Raw genomic sequence first — 13935 nt, 5'->3', positions numbered from 1 at the left:
GATCCGGCAGAAACGAAGTTTAGAGGAACAATCCTGGTCCGGGTCGCGTTCCTTCGGGGAATCTGACGCCTACTTTCTGGATCTTGTTCCCGTCCATGGTGGCCACGGTCCAGATCGTGCCATGCCATTCGACCTGGTCACCTACTACTGGAGCGCCTCCGACCTTCTGTCGGATGAACTGGGCCAGCGGCATTTTCGCGTCCAGGCCGTCGAGTTTCAGGCCGTACAACGCTGCCACCGCACCCAGTTCGGCATCGCCTTCGAGCACGAAGTCGCCAAAGAAGCGCAGGTCAAGGCCGCGTTGTGGCGCCTGGCTGAACAGTTTGCCCAAGGCCGGCAGGTTGTGCTCGTGGCCGATCACGCAGAGCATGTCACCCACTTCCAGCACGGTGCTGCCCGAGGGGTGCAGCAACTGCTCACCCCGGAACAGCGCGGCGATCCGCGTGCCTTCGGGCATTTTCAACTCGCGCAGGGCAGCGCCGATGCACCATTTTTCGGCGCCCAGGCGGTAGACGAACAGTTCCCACTCGCTGGTGATGTGCACTTCCAGGGCGGAGCGGGAGATTGGCGCCGGGTCTGGCGGTACCGTCACTTTCAGCAGCTTGGCCATCCACGGCAGGCTGGTGCCTTGCACCAGCAGCGACACCAGCACGATGAAAAAGGCCAGGTTGAAGAACAACTGGGCGTCCGGCAGGCCGGCCATCAGCGGGAACACCGCGAGGATGATCGGCACCGCACCGCGCAGGCCGACCCAGGAAATGAAGGCCTTTTCACGGCCGTGGAAGGCCTTGAACGGCAGCAGGCTGGCGACCACCGACAGTGGGCGTGCCACCAGGATCATCCATAGCGCCAGGCCCAGTGCCGGCAGGGCGATGGGCAGCAGGTCGTGGGGCGTGACCAGCAGCCCCAGCACCAGGAACATGCCGATCTGCGCCAGCCAGGCCATGCCGTCGAGCATGTGCAGGATGCCGTGGCGACTGCGGATCGGTTTGTTGCCCAGCACCAGGCCGCACAGGTACACGGCAAGGAAGCCGCTGCCGTGCAGGGCGTTGGTCGCCGAGAACACCACCAGGCCGCCGGCGATCACCAGGATGGGGTACAGGCCGCCAGCGAGCTTGATGCGGTTGACCAGTTGCAGCATCAGCCAGCCGCCGCCCAGGCCCAGCAGCCCGCCGATGCCGAACTCGCGTAGCAGGTGGGTGAGCAGGCTCCAGTGCAGGCCGGTCTGGCCGCTGGCGATCATGTCGATCAGGGTGACGGTGAGGAACACCGCCATCGGATCGTTGCTGCCCGACTCGATCTCCAGGGTGGCGGTGACCCGCTCGTTGAGGCCTTTGCCGCCGAGCAGCGAGAACACCGCCGCGGCGTCGGTGGAGCCGACGATGGCGCCGATCAGCAGGCCCTGGATCAGGCTCAGGTCGAACAGCCAGGCGGCGACCAGGCCGGTGAGGGCGGTGGTGATCATCACGCCGATGGTGGCCAGCGACAGCGCCGGCCACAGCGCCACGCGGAAGCTCGCCACCCGCGTGCGCAGGCCGCCGTCGAGCAGGATCACGGCCAGCGCCAGGTTGCCCACCAGGTAGGCGGTCGGGTAGTTGTTGAAGATGATGCCGCCACCATCGACCCCGGCGACCATGCCGACGGCGAGGATGATGACCAGGATAGGGATGCCCAGGCGCGACGACAGCGAGCTGACCAGGATACTTGCGCCCACCAGCAATGCGCCGATCAGGAACAGGCTGTTGATGGTGCTTGCATCCAAGGGCAGGTACTCCGGGGACAGCGGGGGGAGGGGACTTGATAGCATGTCGCTAGCAGGTCGCGTGCCAAATGATTCTAACCTGATGAATTGGCAGGCTGTAAAGCGTTTCTGCAGATGAAAAAAAGGCACCGCGGTGGGTGCCTTTTCTGGTGTTGCCTGGGCGGGCCCTTTCGCGGGTGAACCCGCTCCCACAGGTGCTGCACGGTTTCCAGACCTATGCAAAGCCTGTGGGAGCGGCTTTAGCCGCGAAGAGGCCGGTACAGGTTTACGCCTGCTTCACTTCACGCATCGGCTTGCCCTTCACCGGTGCATCGCCCGCCACGTAGTACTTGGCAGTGCTGCGCGGCAGCGGCTTGCGGCCACGGATCTTGTCCGAAATTTTCTCGGCGATCATGATCGTGGTGGCGTTGAGGTTACCGGTGATGATCAGCGGCATGATCGACGCATCGACCACGCGCAGGCCCTTCATGCCATGCACGCGGCCTTCGCCGTCGACCACTGCCATGTCGTCGGTGCCCATCTTGCACGAGCAGGACGGGTGGAAGGCGGTTTCGGCGTGCTCGCGGATGAACTTGTCCAGCTCTTCGTCGGTTTGCACGTGTGCGCCCGGGCTGATTTCACGGCCACGGTACGGGTCCAGTGCCGGCTGGGCCATGATTTCACGGGTCAGGCGGATGCCGTCACGGAACTCCTGCCAGTCCTGTTCGGTGGACATGTAGTTGAACAGGATGCTCGGGTGTTGGCGCGGGTCCTTCGACTTGGCCTGGATGCGGCCGCGGGCAGGCGAGCGCATGGAGCCCATGTGTGCCTGGAAGCCGTGTTCCTTCACGCCGTTGGAGCCGTTGTAGTTAATGGCCACCGGCAGGAAGTGGTACTGAATGTTCGGCCACTTGAATTCAGGGCGGGTACGAATGAAACCACCGGCCTCGAACTGGTTGCTGGCGCCGATGCCGGTGCCGTTGAACATCCACTCGGCACCGATGGCCGGCTGGTTCCACCACAGCAGCGACGGGTACAGCGAAACAGGCTGGGTGCAGGCGTACTGAAGGTACAGTTCCAGGTGGTCCTGCAGGTTTTCGCCAACGCCAGGCAGGTCGTGCACCACCGGGATGTCGAGGCTTTCCAGCAGGGCGCGCGGACCGACGCCGGAGCGCTGCAGCAGCTGCGGCGAAGCGATGGCGCCGGAGCTGACGATGACTTCCTTGCGGGCACGGGCTTCAACGCGCTCTTCGCTGTCGCCGACCAGGTAGGTCACGCCAATGGCGCGCTTGCCGTCGAACAGCACGCGGTCAGTCAGGGCGTGGGTGACGATGGTCAGGTTCGGGCGCTTCTTGGCCTGGTCCAGGTAGCCACGAGCGGTGCTGGAACGGCGGCCGTTCTTGGTCACGGTACGGTCCATGGGACCGAAGCCTTCCTGCTGGTAGCCGTTGAGGTCCTCGGTGCGCGGGTAACCGGCCTGCACGCCGGCTTCGACCATGGCGTGGAACAGCGGGTTGTTGCCCGCTTTTGGCGTGGTCACGCTGACCGGGCCTTCGCCGCCGTGATAGTCGTTCGGGCCGATGTCGCGGGTTTCGGCTTTACGGAAGTACGGCAGGCAGTCCAGGTAGGTCCAGTCTTCCAGGCCTGGCAGTTCTGCCCAGCCGTCGAAGTCCATGGCGTTACCGCGGATGTAGCACATGCCGTTGATCAGCGACGAGCCACCCAGGCCCTTGCCGCGGCCACATTCCATGCGGCGGCCGTCCATGTACGGCTCCGGGTCGGTTTCGTAAGCCCAGTTGTAGCGGCGGCCCTGCAGCGGGAAGGCCAGGGCGGCCGGCATCTGGGTGCGGAAGTCGAAACGGTAGTCCGGGCCACCGGCCTCCAGCAGCAGTACGGTGACGCCGGCGTCTTCGGTCAGGCGGGTCGCCAGGGTGTTACCGGCAGAGCCGGCACCGACGATGATGTAATCGAATTCTTGGGACATGAAAGTACCCTCGTGTTGGCGGTGATCAGGGAGCGGGAACGCCCGTGCGCAGTGGCACGGGCGGGGCCGTACAGGGCCTTAGAAGACCGAGTTGTAGCCGCCCAGCTCGACCTGGACCGACTTGATGCGAGTGTATTGCGCCAGCGAGCTGACGCCGTTCTCACGGCCGACACCCGACTGCTTGTAGCCACCGACCGGCATTTCGGCCGGCGATTCACCCCAGGCGTTGATCCAGCAGATACCGGCTTCGAGCTTGTGGATGATGCGGTGGGCGCGGGTGATGTCGTTGGTGCACACACCGGCGGCCAGGCCGTATTCGGTGTCGTTGGCGCGACGGATGACTTCTTCTTCGGTTTCGTAGGTGAGGATGCTCATCACCGGGCCGAAGATCTCTTCCTTGACGATGGTCATGTCGTCGGTGCAGTCGGTGAACACGGTCGGGGCCACGAACGCGCCCTTGGCGAAATCACCGGCGGTCAGGCGCTCGCCACCGCACAGCACGCGGGCACCTTCTTCCTTGCCCTTGGCGATGTAGCCGAGCACGCTTTCCATGTGCTGGAAGCTGACCAGCGGGCCGAAGTTGGTGTTTTCGTCTTCCGGGTTGCCAGCGCGGATGCGGGCAACGCGCTCGACGATCTTGGCCTCGAAGGCAGCCTTCATTTCAGCCGGGATGAACACGCGGGTGCCGTTGGTGCACACCTGGCCCGAGCTGTAGAAGTTGGCCATCATGGCGATGTCGGCGGCCTTGTCCAGGTCGGCGTCGGCGCAGATGATCAGTGGCGACTTGCCGCCCAGTTCCATGGTGACTTCCTTGAGCGACGAGCTCGAGGCGCTGGCCATGACCTTCTTGCCGGTGGTGGTGCCGCCGGTGAAGGAGACTTTTTCGATGCGTGGGTGTTCGGTCAGCCAGGTGCCGACTTCGCGGCCGCTGCCGGTCAGAACGTTGAACACGCCGTTTGGCAGGCCGGCTTCGGTGTAGATCTCGGCCAGTTTCAGGGTGGTCAGCGAGGTGACTTCCGACGGTTTGAAGATCATCGCGTTGCCGGCGGCCAGGGCCGGGGCGGATTTCCACAGGGCGATCTGGATCGGGTAGTTCCAGGCGCCGATACCGGCGGTCACGCCCAGCGGCTCGCGGCGGGTGTAGACGAAGGACGATTCACGCAGCGGGATCTGCTCGCCTTCGATGGCCGGAACCAGGCCAGCGTAGTACTCCAGCACGTCGGCGCCGGTGACGATGTCGACGTAGCGGGTTTCCGAGTACGACTTGCCGGTGTCCAGGGTTTCCAGCATGGCCAGCTCGTCGTTGCGCTCGCGCAGGATCTCGACGGCGCGGCGCAGGATGCGCGAACGCTGCATGGCGGTCATTGCGGCCCAGACTTTCTGGCCACGCTCGGCGCTTTCGACGGCCTTCTCGACGTCAGCCTCGGTGGCACGTTGCACGTGGGCGAGGACTTCGCCGGTAGCCGGGTTGATGGCTTCGAAGGTGGCATCGCTGCCAGCGTCGACGTAAGCGCCATCAATGTAGAGTTTTTGCGTTCCGAAACGGGCCATAGTGTCCTCGCAAGTGCAGTGTGTGGTTTGGCTTGCGCGTCACGCTCCTGCCGGGTTGGCAAGGGCCGTGCGCGGTTGTTCAGCGGCCTGGTCGTTTGTACCCAGGGTGTGCTGTTTAGCCAGTTGTAGATCCATGTATTCGTAAGCAATCCGTATCGCCTGGTCGGTGTCGAATGCATCACCCGACAGGGCGCCACGCAGCCACAAGCCGTCGATCAACGCCGCCAGGCCGCGGGCTGCCTTGCGCGCATGGTAGAGCGGCAGGGCGCGGCGGAACTGGCAGCACAGGTTGGAATACAAGCGGTGGTCGTTGATCCGCTGCAACCTGTGCAAATCGGGCTGGTGCATGCTGGAAGCCCAGAAGGCCAACCAGGTTTTCATCGCCGGGCCGTTTACCTGGCTGGCATCGAAGTTGCCCTCGATGATCACTTTCAGGTGGGCGCGCGGGCTGTCGTCTTTCAGTGCCTGGCGACGTGCTCTGACACCTTCGTTGAGCATGTTCATGATGTAACCCATCGTCGCTGCGATCAGGCCGTTCTTGTCCCGAAAGTAGTGACTGATGATGCCGTTCGACACACCGGCCAAACGGGCAATCAGCGCAATGCTGGCGTCACCCAGTCCGACCTGATCGACCGCCTGCAACGTGGCTTCGATCAACTGCTGGCGGCGGATGGGTTGCATACCGACCTTGGGCATCTTGCTATCTCCTCAGGCCTGCGAGCAGACGACGGGCGGCTGACTCGGCGAAGGCCAGTCTATTTTGTTTTGATTGAACGTTCAATCAATAAAGAATAAGCTCTGCGACAATTTGTGCCATTGACAGTTTTTCAGGCGGTCGAGAAGGCATGGATTGACACCCCAGGAAATCGCGTAACCCCCGGAATACAAGGCGTTGACGGGCATGAGCGATGCGAAATGCAGATTCTGCCGTGCGGTCATGGACCCTGCGGCGGGCCCTTGGAGCGGGCGGGGTGATCTGTGACGAATGCGCGCACCTCGGCTGAGGCGTGGCATTTGCAGCAGGCCACCTGTCTGTTTTTTTGCAACGTATCGATTCGGGATCACGGTTTCCAGGGTGCTTTTATAACACCTGATGCAGTGGGGATATTCCACCAATTGCTCGGGAAAGACTGATTAGCCTCCAAAGCCGCACTGCCCGGAGCATTCGTGCAATGAGTTCTGCCTCACTTACCAACCCTCCGGCCGAGAGGGTACGGGTCAACCGCGTGGTGTTCTTCACCTCCGCGCTAATGATCCTCGTTCTGACTGCCTTGCTTATCGCTGTACCCGAAACCGCCGGCCAAGTGCTGGGCGTGGCCCAGAAATGGCTGACGCGCACCTTCGGCTGGTACTACATGCTGGTAATCGGCGGTTACCTGCTGTTCGTCATCTACCTGGCCTTCTCCGACTACGGCAAGCTCAAGCTTGGCGGCAAGGATGACCAGCCCGACTTCAGCTATGGCGCCTGGGCCGGCATGCTGTTCTCCTCCGGTATCGGCATTTCGCTGCTGTATTTTGGCGCTTCCGAGCCGCTGGACCACTACTTCAACCCGCCAGAAGGCACCTCTGCCAGCCTCGACGCCGCGCGTCAGGGCCTGCAGCTGACCTTCCTGCACTGGGGCCTGCACGGCTGGGCGATCTACGCCCTGGTCGGCCTGGCCGTGGGTTACTTCGCCTACCGTCACAACCAGCCGCTGGCCCTGCGCTCGGCACTGTACCCGCTGGTTGGTGAGCGTTGGGTCAAGGGCGCTGCCGGCAATGCCGTGGACATCTTCGGCATGTTCGTCACGCTGTTGGGCCTGGTGACCAACCTGGGCATCGGCTCGATGCAAGTGGCCTCCGGCCTGGAATACCTGTTCGGCATGGACCACAGCAAGACCAACTTGCTGGTGGTGATCCTGGTCATGGCCGGCGTTGCCACCGTGGCGGCGGTCTCGGGTGTGGAAAACGGCATTCGCCGCTTGTCCAACCTGAACATCGTGCTGTTCAGCGGCCTGTTGATCTTCGTCCTGCTGGGCGGCGAAACCCTGCACCTGCTCAACGGCTTCGTGCAGAACATCGGTGACTACCTAAACGGCATCGTGCTGAAAACCTTCGACCTCTACGTGTATGAAGGCGAAGCCGGCAAGTCCGAGCGCTGGCTGGGCCTGTGGACCGTGTTCTACTGGGCCTGGTGGATCTCCTGGGGCCCGTTCGTCGGCATGTTCATTGCCCGTATCTCCAAGGGCCGCACCGTGCGCCAGCTGGTCAGCGGCGTGCTGCTGATCCCGCTGGGCTTCACCCTGGCCTGGCTGTCGATCTTCGGCAACACTGCGCTGGACCTGGTGATCAACCAGGGCGCCGTGGAACTGGGCAAGACCGCCCTGGAGCAGCCGTCGATGTCGATCTACCAGCTGCTGGAATACTTCCCGGCGGCCAAGATCGTGATCGGTGTAGCGGTATTCGTCGGCTTCGTGCTGTTCCTCACCCCGGCCGACTCCGGCGCGGTGATGATGGCCAACCTGTCGTGCAAAGGTGGCAAGGTCGACGAAGACGCCCCGCACTGGATGGTGGTGTTCTGGTCGGTGGTCATCACCCTGGTCACCATCGGCCTGCTGTTCGCCGGCAACTTCGAAGCCATGCAGACCATGGTGGTGCTGGCGGGCCTGCCGTTCTCGGTGGTGCTGGTACTGTTCATTTTCGGCCTGTACAAGGCCATGAAGCAGGATGTGGCGGTGGAAAGCGAGCGCGCCGAGCTGGCCGCCCGTGGCCGTCGTGGCTTCAGTGAGCGCCTGACCCAGCTGGAGCTGCAGCCGACCCAGGCCGTGGTGCAGCGTTTCATGGACAAGCATGTCAGCCCGGCGCTGAAAGAAGCCGCCGCGCAGCTGCAGACCTTGGGCTTCGAGGTGGAAACCCGGGTTGGCCAGTCGCGCAACACGATGGGCCTGCGGGTGATGATGGAAGAGGGCAACCCGTTCGTCTATGAAGTGAGCCTGGACGGTTACCTGGCCGCACCGAGCGAAGCGCCGGTGGAAGGCGAGCCGGAAGTGCGCCAGCGCTTCTATCGTGCCGAGGTGTACCTGCACGATGGCAGCCAGGAGTACGACCTGATGGGCTTTGCGCCAGAGCAGATCGTGCGTGATGTGCTGGACCAGTTCGAAAGCCACCGCCAGTTGCTGGGGCGTGTGTATAGCTGATCGCTGTTGAGGCAAAAGAAAACCCCGCTCACCCGAGCGGGGTTTTTTGTTGGGGCCGCTTTGCGGCCCTTCGCGGGCAAGCCCGCTCCCACAGGGTTGTCACTGGCCTCGAAACCTGCGCGATTCCTGTGGGAGCGGGCGTGCCCGCGAAGGGCTGCAAAGCAGCCCAGGTTTCTCAGCGATTGGTGTAGCGGCCATTCTTGCCATGCCCCGGCATCGCCTGATTGCTGCGCACGGCAATCATCTGCTTGAGCCTGATCAACTCGATGCCCTGGCTCCTGAGCCTTGGCAACTCCCGTTCCAGCACTTCCAGAGTCTGTGGATAAGGATGCCCGATCAGCACCGCCGACCCCTGCCTGCGCGCCAGGGCGATGCCCTGCTGCAACTGCCCGGTAATCGCTTCAGTGGTGCGCACATCATCAAGGAACACATCACGCGAAACGTGGGCCAGGCCGATGCGCTGGGCTTCGGCTGCGGCCACGGTGGCGGCGCTGGTACGGCTGTCGACGAAGAACAGGTGACGTTGCTGCAGCTCACCCATCAACCAGGCCATGGGCTCACGCTGCGCCGTCATGCGGCTGCCCATGTGGTTGTTGATGCCGGCGGCGTACGGCACCTTGGCCAGGGCCGCGTCCAGGCGTTTGGCCAGCTCTTCGATCGGCGTGCCAGGGTGCCAGGCATAGGGCCCGGTGGCCGGGTCCATGGGCATGTGCAGGATTACCGTCCTGCCGGCCTTGTGCGCCTGGCGGGCGAAGTCGGTGGCATGCGGGGTATCGGGCATGATCGCCATGGTCACCGGGCCGGGCAGGGCCAGGGTACGGCTGTCACGCTCGCTGCTCTGGCCCAGGTCGTCGATGATGATGCTCATGTAGGCCTTGCCGGCCGGCGCCGCTTGCGCGACCCCGGCCATCAGGCTGAACAGCAGACACAGCAGATAACGCATGGGGTGGATCAGTCGCCCTTGGTGATGTTCAGGCCTTTGAGCAGGCTCAGGGCCTGGCTCAGCTGGAAGTCGTTATCCTGCGGGCGCTCCTTGCGCTTGCCGCTGCCAGTCGGGCGGTCGGCACCGCCGTTGCCGTTGCCCAGGTGGCCTTGCAGGTCGGCTTCCTTGAAGTTTTCGGTGTCGGCTTCGGCAGTGAGCTTGGCCGGGCGCACTTCGATGTCGGGGACGATGCCCTGGGCCTGGATCGAGCGGCCGTTGGGGGTGAAGTACAGCGCGGTGGTCAGCTTCAGCGCACGGTCGTTGGCCAGTGGCAGCACGGTCTGCACCGAGCCCTTGCCGAAGCTGTCGGTGCCCATCAGCACGGCGCGTTTCTGGTCTTGCAGGGCGCCGGCGACAATTTCCGAGGCCGAGGCGCTGCCGCCGTTGATCAGCACGACCAGTGGCACGCCGTTGCTGGCGTCGGCCGGGTCGGCCGAGAAACGCAGCTCGGAGTTGGCAATGCGGCCCTTGGTGTAGACGATCAGGCCCTTGGTCAGGAAGTGGTCAGCCACTTCCACCGCCGACTGCAGCACGCCGCCCGGGTTGTTGCGCAGGTCCAGCACCACGCCGCGCAGCTTCTTGCCGTTGTCCTTGCGCAGCTTGGCCAGGGCCTTGCCGACTTCGTCGCCGGTCTTGACCTGGAACTGGGTGATGCGGATGTAGCCGTAGTCGTTCTCCAGCAGCTGGCTCTTCACGCTCTTGACCTGGATGACCGCGCGGGCCAGGGTCACGTCGAAGGGGGTGCCGCCGTCGCGCACCAGGGTCAGGGTGATTTTCTCGCCGACCTTGCCGCGCATCTTGTCGACCGCTTCGGTCATGGTCTGGCCACGGGTCGGGGCGCCGTTGATCTTGACGATCAGGTCGCCGGCCTGCACGCCAGCACGCGAGGCCGGGGTGTCGTCGATAGGCGAGACCACCTTGATGAAGCCGTCTTCCTGGCCCACTTCGATGCCCAGCCCGCCGAACTCGCCGCTGGTGCTTTCCTGCAGCTCCTGGAAGTCTTCGGGGCCGAGGTACGCCGAGTGCGGGTCGAGGTTGCTGAGCATGCCCTTGATGGCATTTTCCAGCAGGGTCTTGTCATCCACCGGCTCTACATAGGCCGCCTTGATGCGGTCCATGACCTCGGCGAAGGTGCGTAGCTCTTCAAGCGGCAGTGGCGCCTTGGCGGTCACCTCGGTGGCCGGTACTGCGGCTGGCTTGGCCGGCTCCGCGGCAGTAACCAGGGGCGCGCCGACCGCCAAGGCGATGGACAGGGCCAGCTGGGTGAGGCGAGGCGAGTGCAGCATGTCGAACGAACTCCTGATCCTGGAAGCGCTCCCTGGGGAGCATCGGCGCAGCCCGCAGGCTACGCCGTAGAAATTTGACTAGCCCCGGCACCACTGCGAAGGGTCGGTAGGCCGGCCCTGCTGGCGGATGGCGAAGTACAAGCCGGCAGCATCCTGGCCGCCGCTGTCGCCAACGGTGGAAATGGCCTCGCCGGCCTTGACGATATCACCGGCGCTCTTGAGCAGGCTCTGGTTATGGCCGTACAGGCTCAGGTAACCGTTGCCGTGGTCGAGAATGACCAGAAGCCCGGCACCGCGCAACCAGTCGGCGAACACCACGCGTCCGCCGTGCACGGCACGTACCTGGGTGCCCGGGTTGGCGCTGATCATCACCCCGTCCCACTTGGCGCGGGCATCGCTGCCGCGGGCATCACCGAAGCGTGCCAGCAATCGACCATTGACTGGCCAGGGAAGTTTTCCCCGTGCGGCAGAAAATGCGCCGCCGTAGCTCGCGCCGTCGCTGGAAACCATCGGGCCCAGGGTGGTGCGGGCCTTTTTCGGCGGCTCCACCGGTTCGCGGGCCTGTTCGCGGGCGGCAGCGGCGGCCAGGGCTTCCTGCTGGCGGCGTTTTTCCGCTTCCTGCTGGGCCAGCAAGGCCTTCTTGCGCGCTTCTTCGGCCTCGCGGGCCTGGCGGGCGAGGGTTTCCTCGATGGTCTTGAGTACTTTGGACAGGTCGGCCTGGTCCTGCTCGCGCGACTGCAGCTTCTGGTCGCGGTCCTTCATGTCGCTGTTGAGCTTGGCCAGCACCTGTTGGCGCTTGCCGCGCTCGGTTTCCAGGGCCTGGCGGCGGCTGTCGAGGTCGGCGCGCTGGGCCAGCAGCTGTTGCTGCTGGGTGGCGATTTCCTGTTCGACGTTGGCCAGTTGGCGCAGGGTCTCGTTGAAGGTGCGCAGTTGCTCCAGGCGCGCCTTGCTCAGGTAGTCGTAGTAGGTGAGGGTGCGGGCGAACTTCTCGGGGTTCTGCTGGTTGAGCAGCAGCTTGAGGTATTCCTCGCGGCCATTCTGGTAGGCCGAACGGGCCTGGATGGCGATCAGTCGCTGTTGTTCAACGCGGGCGCTCTGGAGTTTTTTTTTCTCGGTATCAAGGCGCTCCAGCTCGCCCTCGGTCTTTTTTAGTTCTTGCTGCAGGGCCTCCACCTGCTTTTCGAGGTTGCCGATATCGGTCTCGGTGGCTTTGAGGTCCTTTTGCACACCGGCCTTTTCTTCCTGGAGCTTGCCCAGCGTCTTCTTGAGCTCGGCAATGTCCTGGCGAGTGGCGTCCAGTTGCTGCTGGGTCTGCGCACGCTCATCGGCAAAGGCCGGGCTGAGCAGGCAAGACAGGGCTAGGAGGATCAGGGCGCGAAGCATGGGGTTTGGCGTACCAAGGATGGAGACTGGCCTAGTATGCCCGCCCGGGCGGGCAAAAAAAACGCCTCGCTGCAGGTGCAGAGGGGCGTTTGTCTGGAATTCATGAGCAAAGGGGCTGCAAAGCAGCCCCATAATTAGAATCAGGCGTCGACCAGGATGGACGTACCGGTCATTTCCACCGGCTTTTCCAGCCCCAGCAGCTTCAGCATGGTCGGCGCCACATCGGCCAGCACGCCGCCTTCACGCACCTTGACGTTGCGCTTGCCGACATAGATGAACGGCACCGGTTCGGTGGTATGTGCAGTGTGCGCCTGGCCGGTGCACTCGTCTTCCATCTGCTCGACGTTGCCGTGGTCGGCGGTGATCAGCGCTTCGCCGCCGACCTTGTCCAGTGCTTCGACGATGCGCCCGACGCAGCCATCGAGGGCCTCGACGGCCTTCACCGCAGCTTCGAACACGCCGGTATGGCCGACCATGTCGCCGTTGGCGTAGTTGACCACGATCACGTCATAACGCTGCTGCTCGATGGCCTCGACGATGCGGTCGGTCACTTCCGGCGCGCTCATTTCTGGCTGCAGGTCGTAGGTGGCGACCTTCGGCGACGGGATCAGGATGCGCTCTTCGCCTTCGAACGGCTCTTCGCGGCCACCGGAGAAGAAGAAGGTGACGTGGGCGTACTTCTCGGTCTCGGCGATGCGCAGTTGGGTCTTGCCGTTCTTCGCCAGGTACTCGCCCAGCACGTTGTTCAGGCTGGCCGGGGCGAAGGCGGCAGGGGCCGGGATCTTCGCCGAGTACTGGGTCAGGCCGATGTAGGCCGCCAGTTGTGGCAGGCGCGGGCGCGGGAATTCGTTGAAGTCGGCTTCGACGAACACGCGCGACAGTTCGCGGGCACGGTCGGCGCGGAAGTTCATGAAGATCACCGCGTCGCCGTCTTCGACCTTGACTGCATCACCGATACGTGTGGCCTTGACGAACTCGTCGCTCTCGTCGCGGGCGTAGGCCGCTTCCAGGCCAGCCAGGGCGGTGTCGGCGGTGTATTCGGCAGCGCTGTCGACGATCAGGTTGTAGGCGGCGCTGACGCGGTCCCAGCGGTTGTCGCGGTCCATGGCGTAGTAGCGGCCGATCAGGCTGGCGATGCGGCCCTTGCCCAGCCTGGCAAAAGTGGCGTCGAGCAGTTCGATGGACGACTGCGCGCTGCGTGGCGGCGTGTCGCGGCCATCGAGGAAGGCGTGCAGGTAGATCTTCTCTGCGCCGCGCTGCGCGGCCAGTTCAGCCATGGCCACCAGGTGGTCCTGGTGGCTGTGTACGCCGCCATCGGACAGCAGGCCGAGGATGTGCACGGCCTTGCCGGCACTGGCTGCCTTGTCCACGGCGCCGGTCAGTACCGGGTTCTCGAAGAACTCGCCGTCGCGGATGGCCTTGGTCACCCGGGTGAAGTCCTGGTACACCACGCGGCCGGCGCCGAGGTTCATGTGACCGACTTCGGAGTTGCCCATCTGCCCGTCCGGCAGGCCGACATCCATGCCAGAGCCGGAAATGAGGCCATGCGGCTGACTGGCGCGCAGGCGGTCATAGACCGGTGTGTTGGCGGCATAGATGGCATTGTATTCGGGGCTTTCGCTGTGGCCGAAGCCATCCAGGATGATCAGGACCAGGGGTTTGGGCGTACTCGTCATCAATCAAACTCACGGTTGTTCAAAGATGATAAAGACACGCATTTTAGGGCAAATGCGCCACCGGCGGCGAATATTCGTCCCATTCCCCCGACCGGCGCGCACGTGCCAGCAATGTGCAGGTGGCTTTGCCGCCGGCCCGCCGGGCTTTGGTGGCAA

Annotated in this window: 9 protein-coding genes; 1 reads left to right on the top strand and 8 read right to left on the bottom strand. The window is 63.9% G+C overall.

Annotated features, from left to right (window positions below; all coding sequences use genetic code 11):
• Positions 1 to 19: 19 nt before the first annotated feature.
• From ACIQYU_RS16570 to betI, 4 genes are all read right to left on the bottom strand, one after another.
• Complete coding sequence (locus tag ACIQYU_RS16570; protein ID WP_207828321.1) at positions 20 to 1762, bottom strand: potassium/proton antiporter; 1743 nt, start codon at positions 1760 to 1762, stop codon at positions 20 to 22.
• 265 nt (positions 1763 to 2027) lie between these two features.
• The gene (gene betA / locus ACIQYU_RS16565) at positions 2028 to 3725 is read right to left on the bottom strand and encodes a choline dehydrogenase (RefSeq protein WP_075046623.1); all 1698 of its coding nucleotides are present in this window, start codon (positions 3723 to 3725) and stop codon (positions 2028 to 2030) included.
• A gap of 78 nt (positions 3726 to 3803) precedes the next feature.
• On the bottom strand, positions 3804 to 5276 hold the full coding sequence (betB, locus tag ACIQYU_RS16560; RefSeq protein WP_025340943.1) for a betaine-aldehyde dehydrogenase: 1473 nt from the start codon (positions 5274 to 5276) through the stop codon (positions 3804 to 3806).
• Between the two features lie 39 nt (positions 5277 to 5315).
• Complete coding sequence (gene betI, locus ACIQYU_RS16555; RefSeq protein WP_016712476.1) at positions 5316 to 5972, bottom strand: transcriptional regulator BetI; 657 nt, start codon at positions 5970 to 5972, stop codon at positions 5316 to 5318.
• Positions 5973 to 6505: 533 nt separating this feature from the next.
• Here betI and ACIQYU_RS16550 point away from each other — a divergent pair.
• Complete coding sequence (locus ACIQYU_RS16550) at positions 6506 to 8452, top strand: BCCT family transporter (protein WP_402800989.1); 1947 nt, start codon at positions 6506 to 6508, stop codon at positions 8450 to 8452.
• Positions 8453 to 8627: 175 nt separating this feature from the next.
• Here ACIQYU_RS16550 and ACIQYU_RS16545 read toward each other — a convergent pair whose 3' ends face one another.
• From ACIQYU_RS16545 to gpmI, 4 genes are all read right to left on the bottom strand, one after another.
• On the bottom strand, positions 8628 to 9395 hold the full coding sequence (locus tag ACIQYU_RS16545; RefSeq protein WP_207828332.1) for a divergent polysaccharide deacetylase family protein: 768 nt from the start codon (positions 9393 to 9395) through the stop codon (positions 8628 to 8630).
• A gap of 8 nt (positions 9396 to 9403) precedes the next feature.
• A complete protein-coding gene (locus tag ACIQYU_RS16540) occupies positions 9404 to 10720 on the bottom strand; it encodes a S41 family peptidase (protein ID WP_233688153.1) in 1317 nt (438 codons plus the stop codon).
• A 78-nt stretch (positions 10721 to 10798) separates the two neighbouring features.
• On the bottom strand, positions 10799 to 12103 hold the full coding sequence (locus ACIQYU_RS16535; protein WP_123085573.1) for a murein hydrolase activator EnvC: 1305 nt from the start codon (positions 12101 to 12103) through the stop codon (positions 10799 to 10801).
• A 140-nt stretch (positions 12104 to 12243) separates the two neighbouring features.
• Entirely contained in the window at positions 12244 to 13779 is a 1536-nt protein-coding gene (gpmI, locus tag ACIQYU_RS16530; protein WP_207828336.1) for a 2,3-bisphosphoglycerate-independent phosphoglycerate mutase, read from the bottom strand.
• Positions 13780 to 13935 lie beyond the last annotated feature (156 nt).

This window comes from Pseudomonas sp. NPDC096925, assembly GCF_044762545.1.
Taxonomy (GTDB): domain Bacteria; phylum Pseudomonadota; class Gammaproteobacteria; order Pseudomonadales; family Pseudomonadaceae; genus Aquipseudomonas.
The sequence above is the reverse complement of the archived record's forward strand: the minus strand, read 5'-3'. Positions and strand labels throughout refer to the sequence as shown.

What these genes read in the sequence shown, in the direction of transcription:
- ACIQYU_RS16540 (WP_233688153.1), bottom strand. Translation starts at nt 10,720, where the DNA reads ATGCTGCACTCGCCTCGCCTCACCCAGCTGGCCCTGTCCATCGCCTTG.
- betA (WP_075046623.1), bottom strand. Translation starts at nt 3,725, where the DNA reads ATGTCCCAAGAATTCGATTACATCATCGTCGGTGCCGGCTCTGCCGGT.
- gpmI (WP_207828336.1), bottom strand. Translation starts at nt 13,779, where the DNA reads ATGACGAGTACGCCCAAACCCCTGGTCCTGATCATCCTGGATGGCTTC.
- betB (WP_025340943.1), bottom strand. Translation starts at nt 5,276, where the DNA reads ATGGCCCGTTTCGGAACGCAAAAACTCTACATTGATGGCGCTTACGTC.
- betI (WP_016712476.1), bottom strand. Translation starts at nt 5,972, where the DNA reads ATGCCCAAGGTCGGTATGCAACCCATCCGCCGCCAGCAGTTGATCGAA.
- ACIQYU_RS16545 (WP_207828332.1), bottom strand. Translation starts at nt 9,395, where the DNA reads ATGCGTTATCTGCTGTGTCTGCTGTTCAGCCTGATGGCCGGGGTCGCG.
- ACIQYU_RS16535 (WP_123085573.1), bottom strand. Translation starts at nt 12,103, where the DNA reads ATGCTTCGCGCCCTGATCCTCCTAGCCCTGTCTTGCCTGCTCAGCCCG.